Annotated in this window: 17 protein-coding genes; 3 read left to right on the top strand and 14 right to left on the bottom strand. The window is 68.8% G+C overall.

Annotation, left to right across the window (positions count from 1 at the left end; all coding sequences use genetic code 11):
* From A7B20_RS13285 to A7B20_RS21430, 11 genes are all read right to left on the bottom strand, one after another.
* Nucleotides 1-1274, bottom strand: a 1274-nt coding sequence (locus tag A7B20_RS13285; protein ID WP_102109070.1) for a DUF6638 family protein, incomplete at its 3' end; no start/stop codon positions are given.
* A gap of 10 nt (nt 1275-1284) precedes the next feature.
* A complete protein-coding gene (locus tag A7B20_RS13280; RefSeq protein ID WP_102109069.1) occupies nt 1285-1674 on the bottom strand; it encodes a hypothetical protein in 390 nt (129 codons plus the stop codon).
* Nucleotides 1668-1997 carry a hypothetical protein gene (locus tag A7B20_RS13275; RefSeq protein WP_102109068.1) on the bottom strand — a complete coding sequence of 110 codons (330 nt, stop codon included), beginning with the start codon at nt 1995-1997 and terminating at the stop codon, nt 1668-1670. The genes A7B20_RS13280 and A7B20_RS13275 overlap by 7 nt, the downstream gene beginning before the upstream one ends.
* Nucleotides 1994-2320: a hypothetical protein gene (locus tag A7B20_RS13270; protein WP_102109067.1), complete on the bottom strand. Its 327-nt coding sequence runs from the start codon at nt 2318-2320 to the stop codon at nt 1994-1996. Before A7B20_RS13270 ends, A7B20_RS13275 begins: the two co-directional genes overlap by 4 nt.
* Entirely contained in the window at nt 2317-2637 is a 321-nt protein-coding gene (locus A7B20_RS13265) for a hypothetical protein (protein WP_102109066.1), read from the bottom strand. Before A7B20_RS13265 ends, A7B20_RS13270 begins: the two co-directional genes overlap by 4 nt.
* Nucleotides 2634-4568, bottom strand: a complete 1935-nt coding sequence (locus A7B20_RS13260) for an AAA family ATPase (protein WP_102109065.1) — start codon at nt 4566-4568, stop codon at nt 2634-2636. The genes A7B20_RS13265 and A7B20_RS13260 overlap by 4 nt, the downstream gene beginning before the upstream one ends.
* Before the next feature lie 63 nt (nt 4569-4631).
* Complete coding sequence (locus A7B20_RS13255) at nt 4632-5777, bottom strand: hypothetical protein (RefSeq protein WP_245866900.1); 1146 nt, start codon at nt 5775-5777, stop codon at nt 4632-4634.
* 63 nt (nt 5778-5840) lie between these two features.
* Complete coding sequence (locus A7B20_RS13250) at nt 5841-6917, bottom strand: coiled-coil domain-containing protein (protein ID WP_102109064.1); 1077 nt, start codon at nt 6915-6917, stop codon at nt 5841-5843.
* A 164-nt stretch (nt 6918-7081) separates the two neighbouring features.
* A complete protein-coding gene (locus tag A7B20_RS13245) occupies nt 7082-9238 on the bottom strand; it encodes an esterase-like activity of phytase family protein (protein WP_102109063.1) in 2157 nt (718 codons plus the stop codon).
* Between the two features lie 186 nt (nt 9239-9424).
* The gene (locus A7B20_RS13240; protein ID WP_102109062.1) at nt 9425-9736 is read right to left on the bottom strand and encodes a DUF2834 domain-containing protein; all 312 of its coding nucleotides are present in this window, start codon (nt 9734-9736) and stop codon (nt 9425-9427) included.
* Nucleotides 9736-9879 (bottom strand): hypothetical protein, encoded by a 144-nt coding sequence (locus A7B20_RS21430; RefSeq protein WP_172961015.1) that lies wholly within the window; start codon nt 9877-9879, stop codon nt 9736-9738. Before A7B20_RS21430 ends, A7B20_RS13240 begins: the two co-directional genes overlap by 1 nt.
* 159 nt (nt 9880-10038) lie before the next feature.
* Between A7B20_RS21430 and A7B20_RS13235 the strand changes: the two genes are divergently transcribed.
* Nucleotides 10039-11649, top strand: coding sequence for a DUF1217 domain-containing protein (locus A7B20_RS13235; RefSeq protein WP_102109061.1), 1611 nt, complete (start codon nt 10039-10041; stop codon nt 11647-11649).
* Between the two features lie 445 nt (nt 11650-12094).
* Here A7B20_RS13235 and argH read toward each other — a convergent pair whose 3' ends face one another.
* Nucleotides 12095-13486, bottom strand: coding sequence for an argininosuccinate lyase (gene argH, locus A7B20_RS13230; RefSeq protein WP_102109060.1), 1392 nt, complete (start codon nt 13484-13486; stop codon nt 12095-12097).
* Between the two features lie 16 nt (nt 13487-13502).
* On the opposite strand from argH, the gene A7B20_RS13225 reads away from it, so the two are divergent.
* Nucleotides 13503-14063 (top strand): TlpA disulfide reductase family protein, encoded by a 561-nt coding sequence (locus tag A7B20_RS13225; RefSeq protein ID WP_102109074.1) that lies wholly within the window; start codon nt 13503-13505, stop codon nt 14061-14063.
* Nucleotides 14064-14070: 7 nt separating this feature from the next.
* On the opposite strand, the gene A7B20_RS13220 is transcribed toward A7B20_RS13225, so the two are convergent.
* Both A7B20_RS13220 and A7B20_RS13215 read right to left on the bottom strand, forming a co-directional pair.
* Nucleotides 14071-15501, bottom strand: coding sequence for a DUF2252 domain-containing protein (locus tag A7B20_RS13220; protein ID WP_102109059.1), 1431 nt, complete (start codon nt 15499-15501; stop codon nt 14071-14073).
* Nucleotides 15502-15561: 60 nt separating this feature from the next.
* Nucleotides 15562-16131: a DNA-3-methyladenine glycosylase I gene (locus A7B20_RS13215; protein WP_102109073.1), complete on the bottom strand. Its 570-nt coding sequence runs from the start codon at nt 16129-16131 to the stop codon at nt 15562-15564.
* A 118-nt stretch (nt 16132-16249) separates the two neighbouring features.
* On the opposite strand from A7B20_RS13215, the gene A7B20_RS13210 reads away from it, so the two are divergent.
* A complete protein-coding gene (locus A7B20_RS13210; protein WP_102109072.1) occupies nt 16250-17089 on the top strand; it encodes an EAL domain-containing protein in 840 nt (279 codons plus the stop codon).
* Nucleotides 17090-17198: the final 109 nt, after the last annotated feature.

Raw genomic sequence — 17198 nt, 5'->3', positions numbered from 1 at the left:
ATGCCGGGCTCGGGGCCGAAGAGCGCGCTGCGCGCCCCGGCCTTGTCGACCTTGTACTCGCGCTCCAGGAACTCGGCGGCGAAGCGCTGCCGCGGCTCGGACCATGTGGAATAGGTGCGGTAGAACAGCGGCTTGTGGCAAATGAAGAGCTGGCGGATGTCCTCGGGCGCGAGCTCGGCCAGAAGCATGTTGACGAGGTCGCGGTCCGGGCCCGCGGCCCCGCGCAGCGTGTGGAAATAGGCCGGATGCTCGCTGCTGAGCCGGGGCCAAGTGCCGCCGTTCTCGACCCATCGCAACAGGTCCGCAAGGCCGAGGAAGGCATCGGGCAGCGCGCTGCCCAGTTGCCGGGCGATGTGGCGCAGGTCGGCCCGGGTGGCGCCGCCAAGGTCGAGGTCCAGCGTCGCGGCGGCGTCGACCAGGATGAAGTCCATCTTCTGGCGCAGGATCGCCGCGGCGTTCACGTTGCGCGCGGTGACGATGGGTTCGACCAGCCCGTTCTCGTCCAGCGCGCGGGCGATGGCGTTGGGCTGCGACAGGGCGTGGACCGGCACCTTCACGTCGGGATCGGCGGAGAAGGGCGCGGGCTGCACCGCGGCGACGAAGGGCCTGGTCGCGCGGTGGAAGACATAGGCGCCGCCGAAATGCGAGGTCCAGAAGCTGCCGTGGTCGAAGCGCATCCTCTCCAGCGTCACCGGGTTGCGGGTCACGTCGCCGGTGCGCTTCGCCAGCCCGATCATCTCGGCGATCAGCACGTCGTCCCACCAGGCGTCCTTGCGGGTGCGGAAGACTTCGATCTTCTCGGCCAGCGCGCGGGCGTCGGCGACATGGGCATGGGTCGTGTCGGCCTCGACCGTGATCGCGCGCATGTCGAACAGGCGAGAGGGGCGGGAGACGTCGAAGACGGTGTTCGCCAGCTCTCCGGCCACGGCATCCCGCGCAGTCAGCGCGAACAGCGCGCTTTCATTGGCGGCGATGAAGGATTTCAGGATCGGCCGCGAGGTCGAGAAGGCCATGTTCAGAAGCGGCGCGCGGCGCTGCTCGAGGCTCAGCAGGATGAACTGGCGGTTGCAGCCGTTGACGTTGAGATAGTGGATGTCGTCGAACTCGTCCCCGATCTCGGGCGAGAAGCCCGAGAGGTCGATGTGGAAGTCCGAAAGCGCGGTGCGGCGGCCGGTCAGGTGGTGCAGCGCGCGGTTGTAGCGTTCGACCAGGGCGGGGGTGGCGACGTGGACCAGCCCCCCGAACATCAGCCCCTTCTCGATCAGCAGCCGCATGGCAGACCCCTCAGCCGGTGGGCGAGGCCGCGCCCTGCCCCGCCAGCGTCAGGCTGCGCAGCACCGCGACGACGACCCCCGGCGCGGCCAGCTGCGCACCCGTGGCCAGGAAATAGGCGGTCCCGCCCAGCGGATCGCTGACCCAGGCGGCATGGAGCTGCACGCCGCTGATGGCATAGAGCAGCACCGAGGCGAGCGCGCCGAGCAGCACGAGCAGCAGGCAGGACAGCACCAGCGTGCGCAGCACGGCCCGCCGCCCCATCCCCGTGAGCCGGTACAGGCCCTTGGGCAGGAAGAACCCGGCGACGGCCAGCACCGCGGCGACCAGGACCGCGTCGGGCACGCCCCGGTCCCACCAGTCGGCAAGGGTGCCCTGGATGAAAGCGAACAGCTCTACCATTTCTCGACCTTCCAGTGGCGGGGCAAGGCGCTGACCGACAGGATCAGCACCGGGGCCCAGATCAGCCCCGACGACAGGCCCAGCCCCACGAAATGCACGATCCCGGCAACGGGCGCCACCCCGATCAGGTCGAACACCCGCGTGTCGCGGGCGGCGTAGCTCCAGACGAAATACGTCGTGGCAAGGGCGGTGAGCGCGACGAAGGAGAGGGCGAAGTTGACGATCAGCCCCCGCACGCCCTCGGGAATGATCCAGGCGAGAAGCCGCGGGATCACGACGGCGAGCGCCATCAGCGCGATCACGGGGATCACCAGAGCGCTCATGCCCGCCGCTCCGCGAGGCGGGCGCGTGTGGCGAGGAACACCGGCAGCCAGACCACGGCGGCGAAGCCGGTGGTCACGGCGGTGCGGCGCGCATAGGCGAGGAAGGGTTCGGGCCAGGTCACGGGGTCGGGGTTCGTCAGCAGGAACAGCGCGAAGGCCGCGAGCGCGCAGGCGGCAACGCCGAGCGCGGTGGCGCGGACGGGTCCGAGCGCCTGCGCCACGGGATCGGAGCCGAAGACCAGCGCGGCGGCGAGCGCGGCGATCACCGACACCGCGGCGAGGGTGCCGAGGAACAGCAGGACGGCGGCAAGACCCCCGCTCATGCCCGCCGCCTCCGCCGCCGCAGCGAGAGGGTGACGGCGACGCCGATGGCGAGGAAGACGGCGAAGATCATCAGGTCGAGACTGCGCAGGGGCAGTCCGCCGGTCAGCAGTTCCGCGTCCGAGCGCGGCAGCCCGAACAGCGCCGCCCCGGCCAGCCCCGCGATCCAGCGGCTGAAGCTGAAGGCGAAGACCGCGCCGATGATGCCGTAGGCCAGGGCGCGCAGGGTGCCGCCGCGCCGCGCGAGGAACGGCACCAGCATCACGGCGACGATGCCGGCCAGCACGGTCGCGAGGGTGGTGAGGATCGCCAGCGTCATCCGCGCCGCTCCGCGAAGCGCCGTTTCGCCTCTTCCATCCGTTCCATGTCGCGCACCGTCGCCTCGATCGCAGCCTCGTCGGACTTGTCGGCATAGCGGAATTCGCTGTCGGCGTAGCGGTTGATCTCCTGCACCACCGTGTCGACCGTGATCTTCCCCATCAGTTCGCGGATCATCCCGAGCTTCTCGTCATAGGGGCGGAACAGGAAGCGGTCGGGTTCCTCCATCCAGTCGTCGGGCAGTTCGAAATCCATGGCGCGCACCTTCACCGCGTCGGTGATGTTCTTGATCGCCCGCCCCGTGAAGCGGGCATCCGCCTCCTGGATCGCCTTCAGATAGGTGCCGAGCCTGGCGATGGTGTCGAGCGGTCCGATCTCGCGTTCGACCCGCTCCCAGACGTCGAGCAGCCCCTGCTCCTTCGGGCGGCTGTGGCCCTCGAAACTGGCGGCGACGGCGCGCTGGATCTGCTGCGCGGCATAGAGGTCGTGGCGGCCGAGGGGGATGTCGTGGTTCTTGCCCATCAGCAGGTGCAGGATGTCGATGTAATCCTCGCGCGACTGCGGACCGTCGACGAGGAACCGCGCGCCCGCCCGCTGACGGAGCGCATCGTCCACGTTCTCGGGGAAGTTCGAGAACATGCCGAAGGTGCAGTTGCCCCTGACCACCGTGTTCGCCCCGGCGAAGCTTTCCATCAGCACCGCCGTAATCTCGAGCTGCCCGGCCGAGGACTGCCGGTCGCCCCGCTTGCCCGCCAGCTGGTCGATGTCGTCGATGGTGCCGAAGCCGATCACCGCGGGGTCGAGGATGTTGTTGATGAAGGCCTTGGCGTTCTGGCCCGACTTGCCCTGGTAGCTGTCGATGTTCTCGGTCGAGAGGTTCTGGTAGCGGAACGGATAGCCCGCGACCTCGCAATAGCCGTGGATCAGTCCGGCCATCATCTGGATCAGCGTGGTCTTGCCGGTGCCGGGCGCCCCGTCGCCCATGAAGGTGAAGATGAAGCCGCCGAGTTCGGCGAAGGGGTTCATCCGCCGCTCGAAATCGTAGGCCATCAGCATCTTGGCCAGCTTCATCGCCTGGTGCTTGGCGATGTGGTTGCCGATCACCTGCTCGGGGCGCTTGAACGCCATGGTCAGCGGCCCGCCCCTGCCCCGGCGCACCGGCGCGAAGCCCTGGATGGCGAAATCGTCGGCCTCGATCCGCCAGCTTGCCCCGGTGAAGGCGGCAAGGCGCGGCGCGGTGGCCGCCCGCGCCTCGACCCTGGCCAGAAGCTGCTCGCAGAAGGCCAGCAGCACGGCGACAAGGCGTAGCGGATCGGAGGCGAGGAGCGCGAGGTCCTGGTCCAGTTCCCACAGCGCGCCGTGCAGCGCCAGTTGCGGGTTGTCGGTCAGCACCTCCTCGACCTCGCCGACCTCCACCGCCGTCTCCGGCGCATGGGACGCCAGCAGCACCGAAGCGGCGTTGGCGAAGACCGAGAGCACCACCAGCGCCTCGGCCGCCAGAAGCTCGCCGAACTCCGCCTGCCGCCCCTGCGCCAGCCGCCCGTCGAGGTTGTCGCGCTTCATCGCGTCGAGCCCGGTGCGCTCGGCGAACTGCTCGCCAAGGGCCAGCGCGATGGCCAGCGCCCGGCGCAGGCCCTGAAGCACCGCCGCCTGCAACGGCGAGGGCAGCGCGTCGTCGCCCGTGGCCTCCACCCTCTCGATCAGCCGCACGCCTTCGGGACGTGCGGTCGAACGGGTGACGAGGCCCGGCGTGGTGGACCGGAAGCGCGGCCGCGCGCCGATCCCGGGCGAGCGTTCGCGCGCGGCGGCGGGGGCCGTCGCGCGCGCGATGCGGGGGGTGTGGTCGAAGCCATCCAGCAGAGACAGCGCCGCGCCGTAGTGCTTGCGGATCTCCTCCTCCCGCAGTTCCATCTGGTTGCCCGGAATGCTCACGCCGTCTCCTGACCTGTCTTGCCGGAAATGCTCACGGCGCACCCTTTCGGAACATGAGGCCCCTCATCGGTAGACCAGCACCCGGCCGCCCGGGGCCACCACGAACTTGCGCACGCCGGAAAAGCCGGGCGGATTGCGCTCGGACAGCACCTGGAAGGGGCGTTCGGGCAGGATCACGAAGCGTTCGGTGCGGGTCGCGCCGGTGTCGGCGCCGCGCCCCGCGAAGGGGTCGAGCGCGAAGACCTCCCGCTCGACGGTCGAGAACCAGCCGCTGCGCTCCGTCTCCACCCGCTCGCTCTCCAGGTCCTCCAGCGTCCAGACCAGCGCCCAGTCGTCGCGTCCCGAGGCGGCGGCTTCCTCCAGCACCTCGCGGATCGGGCCGGTCTGGCGGGTGTAGGCGGCGGAATACATCGGGCCGACGTGCAGGCGGCGCAGGCGCTTGGGGTGCAGGTCGGAGAAATCGGTGTCGAAGCCCTTGGCGATGGTCAGAAGCTTCAGCCCCGCCACCGACTGCGCGGCAAGGTGCGCCTGCACCGCGGGCCAGCGGGTCGCGTCCTTCGCCAGCGAGACGCGGCCGCTGTCCTCGACCTCCATCAGGTAGATCACCGGCAGGTTCAGCTCGGTGTCGTAGACCGACCAGTGCAGCAGGAACCGACGCCGCTCCTCCAGCCCGCTCAGCCAGATCGACTGGGCTGCATTCTGCGACCAGAACAGCCGGTCCTCCAGCAGGCTTTCGAAGTAGAGCCGTTGCGACAGGGCGAACTGCAGCCGTGTCGGGATCGACAGGCGGCCGACGATCTCTTCCACCATCCGGTCGAGCAGCGCCGCGCGGTCGGGCGTGCCCGCGATCCGCGCCTCGGCCTGGGCGAAGTCCGAGGCCATGGTCAGCAGTTCGCGGAACACCGGAAAGCCGCTTTCGGTGACGTCGATGGCGAGCGAGCCGAAGAAGGTGCCGGTGTCGCGGCCGGTCATCAGGTACTTTGTGCCGAGCGCGCGGAAGGTGCCCGCGATCCGCTCGAGATACTCGGCCAGCACCCCGGTTTCGAGGCGCGAGAACAGCCCGTCCGCCTCCATCGCCGCGGCGACCCGGGGCAGATGGCCGGTGATCTCCTCGAACATCCGGAAATAGCGCCGCGCCGCGAGGGTCTCGGACAGGCCGACGTGATCGCGGGACAGGTCGGCGCCGGTGATGCCGCCGCTTACGGTCACGGCCGAAGCTCTTGAAGGAGGTCTGTCACGTTCCCGTCGCGGACCCGGCGGGTCCGTCCCATCCTAGCCGCCGTAGAGGTTCTTGTCGTGCTTCTGCACGATGGCCGAGAAGCGGCGGGCGAAGCGTTCGTCGGCCTTCTGCTTCTGCTCCAGCACCTTGCGGGCGAAGACCATGTGATCCTCGTGCGCCTCCAGCATGTCGGCCATGCGCGCGTTCGTCGCGGCGCCGATCCCGGCCATGGCGGTCTGCGCCTCCTGGTCGGTCTTCACCCCGATCTCGTTGATCCGGTGTGCCACGTCCTGCTGCTGCGCCGTCTTCAGCGACTTCGTCAGCGCGTCGTACAGCACCACCCGCTGCTTGGTGTCGGTCTGCAGCTTGTTGATCAGCACCATCTGCGTCGCCGCCTGGTTCTGCAGGGAGTCGACCCAGGTCTTGCCCTTCTCGATGTAGCGCTCCAGCGTCTGGGACTTGGCGAGCTTCACCTGCTCCTGCTGCACCAGCTCGTTGTAGCGGGTGTTGACGTCGGCCAGTTCGCTTTCGAGCTTCGTGCGCGCCGCGGCGTCCTGGGTCATCGAGATCCTGTTTTCCAGCTCGATGATCTTCGGATCCATCGCCAGGATCTCGGCCCGCAGCGCCTCGAGCTCGCCCACCACCGCCTCGCGCTCGTCCAGCGTCTCGACGAGGTTGCCCTCGACCTTCGCCTTCTGCTCGTTCAGCACGGCAAGCTGGCTTTCCAGCAGCCGCACGATGATGTCGGATTTCGAGATCAGGTCCTGCAACTTGTCGTCCACGCTCGCCGTGCGCATCCGCTCCTGGCGCATGGATTCCGACTTGGCTTCCGAGAAGATGCCGACGAAGCTTTCCCAGCCCGTCTTGTCGCGCATCTCGGCGAAGTCCTTGGAGAAGCCCGCCGTCACGTCGTCGAGCCCCATGATCAGCTCGGCGATGTTGGCGTTCATCGCCTCGGTGTGGGCGTGGACGTCTTCCAGCGTCGCGTTCTCGATGTCGAGGGTGGCGTCGGTGCCCGCCGCCATCTTCCTGCGCGCCGCCTCGATCCGGCTCGTCAGCTCGCTGATCTTGACCTGCGCCTCGGCGACCTGCGCCTGGCTTTCACGGACCTGGGCATCGAAATCGGCCATGGCGGTTCCTCAATGATCTCTTGGTGTCAAATAGGCTTTGTCCGCGCAGTCTAGAAGCCCCCCCTTGACGCGGCAAGCGAAGAAGATCGTCACGACCGGGGGGAACGGAAAACGGCCCCCCGGTCTGTCCGGAGGGCCGTTGCATCATCGTCCCGAGGCGAGGGTCAGTTCACCGGGAAGGACCAGAGCAGCGTCTCGCCCGAACTGTCGTCGACCCCGTCGTTGTCGGTCACGGCCCAGGCGGTGCCGTCGGCCTGGATGGCCAGCCCCTCGACCTTGTCCATGACATAGCCGCCGGTGGAGGTCAGGTCGGCCATCAGGTCGCGCACCTCCTCCTTCTTAACCAGCGGCAGCTCGCCGCCGAGCGGCGCCGGGGTCAGCTCATCGAGCGCGACGCGATAGACCTTCTTCGTCTTCGCCGCGGTGCCCAGCTGGTTGTCGCGCTCGACGATGTAGACGTGATCGCCGTGGGCCGTGATCTCGCTGAGGCCGACCCAGCCCTCCCCCGCTTCGTCCAGCGGATAGGCTACGGCGCCCCACTCTTCCGTCTCGGGATTGTAGGCGACGAGCTTCACCTGGCCCTTCGGATCGTCGGCCCATTCGCGCTGCACCGCCATCCACAGCCAGTCGCCGACCTTCGTGATCCCCTCGAAGCCGAACCGCTTCTCGACCGCCGCCAGCTCCGGCGGCAGGCCAACCTCGCCCCTGATCTCGCCCTCGGCGTCGATGTGATAGAGCGCGTGGGGCACCAGTCGGTCGGTCCGTCCCTCGGAGGCGACCCAGAAGCCGCCCTCGCCGTCCAGCGTGATGCCCTCCATGTCGAGCTTCTGCGCCGGCATCCCGGCGCGGGTGACGCGCAGGGCTTCGGTGATCTTCGCGGGCTTTGTCGAGACGTCGATGGCGAAGATCGTCGGCTGGTAGCCATAGAAACTGTCGTTGATCGCGTAGAGCGTCGCGCCCTCCCCCGCCACGAGACCGCTGAGCGCGCCCCAGCCGGTCAGTTCGGCCATCCCTTCCGAGGTCAGGTGCGGATAGACCGGATCGCCCGCGCCGTACTGGTAGAGCATGACATGGGAGCGCGCGCCGCCGTCCTCGGCCAGATCGCTTTCGTTGGCCGAGACCAGGAGGCCGCGTTCGGGGATCGTGACATAGCCTTCGGGGCCGACGCCCGAGGGCAGAAGCTGCGTCAGCACCGGCGCCGCGGGATCGGTGACGTCGTAGACGCCGACGACCGAGGCGCGCTCGGCCCCCACGAACAGCATCGGCGTGCCGCCGAAGGTGTCGAAGGTCACGCTCTCGGGCTCGACGCCCTTCGCGTCGGACCGCTTGTCGGGGTAGTGGCCGATCCGGATGATGGCCTGCTCGAAGGAGGTGCCGCTCTCGTAGACCTCGGTGCCGTCCTTGGCGAAGATCGTCCAGCCGCGCGAGCCGCCTTCGTAATCGCCCTCGTTGGCGATGGCGAAACGGGTGTCGTCGATCCAGGTCACCGCGTCCGGTTCCCGCTTCCGGCCCTGCTGCGATTCGGTGAAGATCAGCGCGCCGCGCTCGTCGGTGGCGTCGATGCCCTCCAGGTCCACGGTCCCGGCGCTGAAGTCGCTGATCACCGTGCCGTCACGCCCGACCACCACCAGGTGGTTGTTTTCCTGCAGCGTCACCACCGTCTCGCCCAGGGCGTTGATCGAGACGTATTCCGGCTCGGGGTCCTCCGGCGCGATCTCGGCCAACCCCGTCAGATCCACCTTCTTCATCGTGTCGCAGGCCAGCGCGCCGTCGACGATATCGACCAGCACCAGGTATCCCGCGGGCATCTGCGGCAGCGCGCCATCGTTCAGATCCTCGTCCCGCTCGTTCTCGACCGCGACGGCCAGGAACGACCCGTCCGGCGCCTTGGCGACCGAGTCGGGCTGGCCGCCGAGGTCGCATCGTCCGGTCTCGGCCCGGCTCGCCACGTCGACCGAGACCAGCACGCCCGAGGGCGCGGTGTAGCTTTCCGAGGTGTTCACCCCGGCAAAAGCTGTCTGCCCGATCACCGTCACGCTCGTCGGCTCGCCGTCGAGGCCGAGGTTGCCGAGCGGCTTCGGCGCCGCCGGATCGGCGATGTCGATGAAGCCCAGCGCGCCGAGCGGGCTGTCGGTATAGACCAGCGTCATCCCGTCGTCGGTGGCCGAGATGATCTCGGCGCTGCTCTCGCGGGCCGTGTCCTCGCCCTCGGCCATGTTGGAGGCCACCGGGAAGCTGGCGATGCGGTTGAAGCTGTCGGCCGACGCCGCGCCCGCCATCAGGGCAAGCGCGGAGACGGCAGTGGCGAAACGGTGTGTCATGTGACGGTCCCCTCTGTTCTGCGGCGCTTTTGGCCGCAGCGGGTGACAGTGACGTTACGGAACGGTAACGGAACGATGACAGCGGCCGAAACGAACCCCCGCCTTCCAGGGCCGGACCTTCCCTGCTTCTTCCTTGCGAAAAATACTCCCGCCGGAGGCGTCCCGCCCCCTCGGCCAGCGCCGCCGTCAGGGACGGGTGCGCAGGAAGAGGTACAGCGGCAGCCCGCAGCTGACGCCGATGCAGAAGGTGGCGGGGATGGCCACCAGCCCGAGGAAACGGCGCCGCGCCGCCACCTCGGCCAGGATCCAGACGGTCAGGGCGATCGCGGCGATGGTCAGGTCCCAGGTCAGCCCCGTGGTCGAGGCGTTGACGTACCAGGCGTCGATCATCGCCCCGAAGTCCCAGGCGTTCTGGGACAGGTAAGTCAGGAACCAGTACATCGGGTGCACCGCGCCCCAGAGCGCGAGCCCGAGATAGAGCGCCCGCAAGGGCGACATCAGAGCGTGGCCGTCACGCCGATCCTCGCGTCGCCCGAGACGCTCACACCCGTTTTCGCCCCTTGGGTCGGGTTCGGCGGTGCATTCGCCCCGCAGGCGGCAAGAGTCGCGGCGGCGGCGAGAAGAAGCATCGAAAGACGCATGGGAGTGTCCTCTGCGGGATCTGGCGCGCCCGTTATGGCGCGTTCCCGTCCTTTCGGCAACGACGATCCGAGGGGCGGCGGGGCCTCGGCAACATTCCGTTAAGCGGCGTCCGCTACGGTAGGGGAAGCGGCGCACCCTGCGCCGGATCCGGAGGGGTGATGAGCTTTTCGCCGATCGTTCTCGGCACCGGCCTTGCAGGCTATGCCTTCCTCGCCCGCACGCGGGACCAGCAGCAGACCCTGCTTGCGAAGACGCCGCAGGTGGCGCGGACCACCGAACACGTGCTCGACCGGCTGAAGGACGTCCAGACCTCGGACCAGCTGATGGCCGACCGCACGCTGCTGTCCGTCGCCCTCGGCGCCTTCGGCCTGGACGAGGATCTGGACAACCGCGCCTTCATCAGGCGCATCCTCGACTCCGACCTGAGCGACGACCGCTCCCTCGCCAACCGGCTGGCCGACAAGCGGTACCTCGCGCTGGCCAAGGCCTTCAACTTCGCGGGCGACGGCGGGCCGCAGCTCGACGGTGCGTCGGCGCGGGATGCCGTGGCCGAAAGCCTTTCCGGCCTGCGGACCGCGGACGACCTGCTGCGGGACCGCAGCCTTCTGCGCGCCACGCTCGGCAGCCTCGGGCTCGAGAAGGACATGGACAACACCTATTTCCTGAAACAGGTACTGGAATCCGATCCGTCCGACCCCGCCTCCTTCGCCCGCCGCCTCTCGGATCCGCGCTACACCGAACTGGCCGAAGCCTTCGGCCTGTCCCGCAAGGCGCCCGCGCCGGGGTCGATCTACGACCTTGCCCGGATGTTCGACGGCAGGGCGGGCAAGATCCGCACGCCCGAGGACATCCTCGGCGACGAGGCGCTGCTGACGGCGACGCTCGACATCTTCGGATTGCGCGGCGACGTGGACCGCACCGGGTTCCTGACCGACGTGCTGTCCTCGGACCCCACCGATCCCACCTCCTTCGCCAACCTCCAAGACGATCCGCGTTACGCCGCGCTGGCGAAGGTCTTCGATTTCGCCGCCCGCGCGGAGGCAGAGTCGGCGGGCCGCGCCTTCACCAGCACGCTCGAAAAGGTGGTGGAGACGGTGAACGCCCGCACCGCCCCGCCCGGGACACCGGCGGAGCTTGCGAAGGATTTCGGCCTGATGCTGGCGACCTTCGAATTCTTCGACCTGCCCGCCCGCCCCGACGGCTTCGCCTTCGCCAGCCGGATCCTGACGTCGGACCGGGGGGATCCGACCTCGCTGGTCAACGTCCACCCCGATCCGCGCTACCGGGCCTTCGCCGACGCCATGGGGATGAAGGAGCCGACGACCGAGCGCGTCTATCCCAAGGGCTTCGCCGAGGCGATCGTGAAGAACTACCTCGACCGCCAGTTCGAGATCCAGGTCGGCAACAGCGATCCAGACATGCGCATCGCCCTGTCGATGGCGCGGGATCTGGGCGATGTGGTGGCCGCGGGACTGTCGAACGATTCGCGCTGGTTCGGAATCATGGCCTCGAAGCCGCTTCGGCAGGTGTTCGAGACGGTGTTCCGCCTGCCCGGCAGCGTCGGCGCGCTCGACATCGACCAGCAGCTCGGCATCTTCAAGGACCGGGCCGAACGGTTCTTCGGCACCGCGAAGGTCGAGGATTTCCTCGACGGCGACCGGATGGATGCCTTGCGCCGCCGCTATCTCCTGCAGAGCGACCTGACGGCACAGACGGCAGGCACCGGCACCAGCATCGCGCAGACGCTGCTGGCCGCGGCGATCCGATAGGCCCGTGGCGCCGATGGCCCCCTTGAGACGCCTGTGCGCCGCGGCCATGGCGATGTGCCTCCAGGTCCTGCGCCGGGGACGAGGGGCAAGCCGCCGCGAACCGGGGGCCTGCCACGGGCCGCATGCCGTTCCTTCCCGTCCCGCCCGAAGTGAGGCACGGCTGCGCCGGGCAACCCGCGCGACGCGGTCGCAACCCTTCCCGTCCCTGCATCCTCGGTGCCCTGCGCTGGCGTCGCCGCGGCGGGGGTCCGTGATGCGTGGGGCGACGCCGGTCCTTGCGGACTGTCCGAAAGCTTCCGACCCAGCGGCGTGCAAGGGGCCGCGGGGCCCGGCTTCGGGCGGTGCGGCCGGGCGCAGCGGAGCGCCGCAGCCTCGCCGCAATCCCCGGCCGCTCGGACGGCGCGGCGCGGCGTCACCCCGCGCGGCGGCGTGTCGCCCTCCCTTCTCAGCCCAGCCGTTCGCGCCAGCGCGCGGCCTGGATGCGGACCTGCTCCGGCGCCGTGCCGCCGTAGGACGTGCGGGAGGCGACCGAGTTGTGGACGCCGAGGACGCCGAAGACCTCTTCGGTGATCTCCGCGTGCACGCCCTGCATTTCGGCGAGCGTCAGGTCGGGCAGGTCGCACCCCTTCTTCTCGGCCAGTGCGACGAGGGTGCCGGTGACGTGGTGCGCCTCGCGGAAGGGCAGGTTCAGCGCGCGCACCAGCCAGTCGGCCAGATCCGTCGCGGTCGAGAAGCCGGAGCCGGCGGCGGCCTCCAGGGCGGGGCGGTTCGCGGTCATGTCGCGCACCATCCCCTCCATCGCCGCAAGCGCCAGCATCAGCGAATCGGCGGCGTCGAAGGTCTGTTCCTTGTCCTCCTGCATGTCCTTGGAATAGGTCATCGGCAGCCCCTTCATCACCGTCACCAGCGCCACCTGCGCGCCGAAGATCCGGCCGATCTTGGCGCGGATCAGCTCGGCCGCATCGGGATTCTTCTTCTGCGGCATGATCGAGGAACCGGTGGAGAAGCGGTCGGACAGCGCCACGAAGCGGAACTGGGCCGAGGACCAGATCACCAGCTCCTCGGCGAAGCGCGACAGGTGCATGGCGCAGATGGTGGCCGCCGACAGGAACTCGAGCGCGAAGTCGCGGTCGGCCACGGCGTCGAGCGAGTTGGCGCAGGGCCGGTCGAAGCCCAGCGCCTCGGCCGTCATTTGCCTGTCGATCGGGAAGGACGTGCCGGCCAGCGCGGCGGCGCCGAGGGGACATTCGTTCATCCGCGCGCGGGCGTCGCGGAAGCGGCTCACGTCGCGGCCCAGCATCTCGACATAGGCCATCATGTGGTGCCCCCAGGTCACGGGCTGCGCGGTCTGGAGGTGGGTGAAGCCGGGCATCACCCAGTCCGCACCCGCCTCGGCCTGACCGAGAAGCGCCCGTTGCAGCGCCTCGCAGCCCTGGATGGCGGCGTCGATCTGGTCGCGTACCCAGAGGCGGAAGTCGGTCGCCACCTGGTCGTTCCGCGACCGGCCGGTGTGGAGCCGGCCGGCCGGGGCGCCGATGATCTCCTTCAGGCGGGATTCCACGTTCATGTGGATGTCTTCCAGCGCCGCCGAGAACTGGAAGGTGCCGCCCTCGATCTCTGACAAGACCGTGAGAAGGCCTTCCCGGATCGCCGCCGCATCGCTATCGGTGAGGATGCCTTGTGCGGCGAGCATCGCGGCGTGGGCGCGCGAGCCTTCGATGTCCTGCCGCGCCATGCGCTTGTCGAACGAGATCGAGGCGTTGATCGCCTCCATGATCGCGTCCGGCCCGGCGGCGAAGCGCCCGCCCCACATCGCGTTGGACGTCTGATCGGTCATGGAGGCCCCCTTGGTGATGAAATCCGCTCTGCTTGCCGCGCTGCTTTATACGGGCCTCGGGCTTGGTGCAAATGCCGCCGATCTGGACCAGCTGAACGCCCTTAGGGAGGGCGACATGAAGAAGCTGGCGTTCCACGAGGCGCCAAAGCCCGTGTCGGACCAGGCCTTCACCGATGCCGAGGGGCGCGAACATCACCTGTCGGACTGGCAGGGCAAGCTGGTGCTGCTGAACTTCTGGGCCACCTGGTGCGCCCCCTGCCGCGAGGAGATGCCGCATCTCGACGCGCTCCAGAAGGAGATGGGCGGCGAGGATTTCGAGGTGGTGACGCTGGCGACGGGCCGCAACGCCCTGCCCGCGATCCAGCGCTTCTTCGACGAGGTGGACGTCACCGCCCTGCCGATCCTGACCGACCCGAAACAGGCCGTCGCCCGCGAGATGGCGGTGCTGGGCCTGCCGATCACGGTCATCCTGAACCCCGAGGGGCAGGAGATCGCCCGCCTTCAGGGCGGCGCGGACTGGAACAGCGACAGCGCGAAGGCGATCCTGACCGCGCTGATGGCGCCCGCGACGGACTGAGCGGGGTCTACCGCCAGATCCGGTCGATGTTGCGGAAGGCCTTCCGCCTGTGGTCGGCGCGGAAATACCCGTGGTCGCGGCGCACCCGGTCCGCCGCCTCCTCGGCGCTGCGGCGGATGTCGCGCAGGAACAGCTTCTTCGGGCGCGCCGCCTCGACGATGGCGGGCTCGATGTCGTAGTCGATCCGCCCCAGGTCATCCGACAGCGCATGGGCGTGGGCCAGGGCGCGGCCGCAACTGCGGGCATAGTCGCGCCAGGACTTCTTCGACAGATCCTCGAGGTCGATGTCGTCGCGGAACGGCGCGCGTTCGCGGGTCATGAAGCTGACGCCGTCGATCTTCACCGAGCCGTAGAAGATGTCGCCGTGGGCCAGCTGCACCTTCTGCCCGTGGGCGATCCGGTCGCCCTCGTTGCCGGCGTTGAACTCGGTCGGCGGCATCAGCCCTTCGAGGGCCGAGCGGCGGGCGCGCTTGAACTCGATGATGATGTCGTCGGTGCCGTCCTGGGTCGGCCCCTCGATCATCACGTAATAGCGCGGCAGCCCGAGCGAGGCCGTGCCCTGCCCGTGACGCAACGCCACGTCCTTCACCTTCAGCTCGGAGGCGCGGGGATGCTCGCCGATGGCGTTCTTCTCGACCAGCGCGTTGATGTGCTCCTGGAACTCGTCGCGGCGGCTGGTCAGCGGCGTGATCTCGTCGGTCGGCCGGAACCCGAGCCCCTTCTCGTCGCGGTAATCGTCGCGCAGCCAGGCCTCGCGCTGTTCCCAGGCCTGTTCGAACAGGCGCTGGATCACCGGCGGGCTGTTGTCCATCCGCATCTCGGTGGTCTTCTCGGTGGCGTGATCGGCGAACTCGCGCATCGCCTTCAGGTAGCCCTTGAGGAAATGCTTCACGATCCGCCGCTGGTGGCCCTTGCCCATGCCGCCGACCTCCTCGGCCGCCAGCATGAAACCGGTCGAGCCGCGGATCAGGTCCCAGGTGAAGGGGGCATAGCAGACCTCGTCGAAATCGTTGACGCCGAAGATCGGCACGTTGTCGGCATTCGGCATCACCCCGAAGTTTTCCGGGTGAACGTCGCCCAGGACCAGCACGCTTGGCATCTCGGCATCGGTGCCGACAAGATCGCGGTAGAAGAGCAGCGCGGTGCCGCGGAAGAAGGAGAAGAGCGAATCCGCCAGCTCGTCGAACTTCTCCTCCGCACCCGAAGAGCGTTCCTCGATCCGCGTCTGGTGGTCCTCGCGCAGGGTCGAGCGGACGTGGCGGCGGCGCGCCTCGCCCTCGAGATAGACCGGCGGCACGATCTGTTCGCCCTCGCCGATGCGCTTCGCAAGCTTCGCGAAGGCCTCAACGCGGCCATCCGACTTCTTGACCGCCTTCGCGGCCTCGGCCCCTTTGGACTGGTCCTCGGGCTTCTTCTTCGGTGCCTTTCCGCCGCTCATGTCCGGTCTCCCGTTTGTGACGGAACCCAACGCGGCTCGGGCGCCGCGCGTTCCGGCGGCTCAGGCCAGCGCGGCGACCTGGGGGTGACGGTGGCAGGTCACGAGGTGGTCGTTGACCAGCCCGCAGGCCTCCATGAAGGCATAGACGATGGTGGGGCCGCAGAACCTGAATCCGGCCTGCTTCAGCTCCTTCGAGACCTGCACCGACAGCGGCGTCTGGGGCGGCACCTCGGCCATCGAGGCGAAGCGGTTCTGGAGCGGGCTGCCGCCGACGCGGTCCCAGAGGAAGCGGTCGAACCCGTGCCTCGCCTCGAGGTCCAGGTAGGCGCGGGCGTTGCCGATGGTCGCCTCGATCTTGCCGCGGTGGCGGACGATGCCGGGATCGGCCAGCAGGCGCTGCACCTCGGCCTCGCCCCAGGTCGCGATCACCGCGGGGTCGAACCCGGCGAAGGCGGCGCGGAACGCCTCGCGCTTTCTCAGGATGGTGATCCAGCTCAGCCCCGCCTGGAACCCGTCGAGCACCAGCTTCTCCCACAGCGCGCGGCTGTCGTACTCGGGCACGCCCCATTCGGTGTCGTGGTAGGCGACGTAAAGCGGATCGCTTCCGCACCAGTCGCAGCGTTCGGGCATCGGGGAGACCTCCAATCGGGGCGTCCGGGAAACCCGGACAATTGGAACAAAATAAGAATCTTCACGGCTCGTTAGAACCCTTCATGCCACGTTCGGGCGAGACCGGTTGGAGATCAAGATGCCGCAGGATTACCCGAACGTCGTCGACGACCCGACGGAGCAGCCGGACAGCCCGTTCACCGGGGCCATCAACGAACGGGATCGCGACACGATCGCCATGGTCGAGGCCGCGGTGGGGGCGGGTGACGTCCTGCTGGCCTTCCAGCCCGTGGTCCCCTCGGGCCGGCAGGACCGCCCCGCCTTCTACGAAGGGCTGATCCGCGTGCTGGACCGCAGCGGCCGCATCATCCCCGCCCGCGACTTCATGCCGACGGTCGAAACGATGGAACTGGGGCGGCGGCTGGACTGCCTCGCGCTGGAGAAGGGCCTGCGCTGCCTCTCCGAACATCCGCGCCTGCGGCTGGCGATCAACATGTCCGCCCGCTCGATCGGCTATCGGCGCTGGTCCGCCACCCTCGACGACATGCTGCGGCGCGACCCCACGGTGGGCGAACGGCTGATCCTGGAGATCACCGAAAGCTCGGCGATCCTGATGCCCGACGTGGTGCAGGGCTTCATGGACGATCTGCAACGCCAGGGCGTCAGCTTCGCCATCGACGATTTCGGGGCCGGCTACACCTCGCTGCGGTACCTGAAGGACCTGTACTTCGACATCCTGAAGATCGACGGCCAGTTCATCCGCGGCATCGCCCGGAATCCCGACAACCAGGCGGTGGTCAAGGCGCTGCTGTCCATCGGGCGGCACTTCGACATGGTCACCATCGCCGAATCCGTGGAGACGGCCGAGGATACGGCCCTGCTCACCGCGCTCGGCGTGGACTGCATGCAGGGCTATTTCTTCGGCGCCCCCAGCGTGCGGACCCGTTGGGCGGCCGCGGAAAGGCAGAAAACCGCGTGACATCGGGCGCTTCCGCGGCCCCGCCCGTTCCCGTTGTGCTTTGCCGCCGCTCTGCCTAATCTGGCGGCGAGCCGGCCGGGGGGCGCGCTCGGCCCGGAAGGGCTGCGAA

The organism is Oceaniglobus roseus, assembly GCF_002869745.1.
GTDB lineage: Bacteria > Pseudomonadota > Alphaproteobacteria > Rhodobacterales > Rhodobacteraceae > Oceaniglobus > Oceaniglobus roseus.
This window is presented reverse-complemented; position numbering and strand designations above follow the sequence as displayed.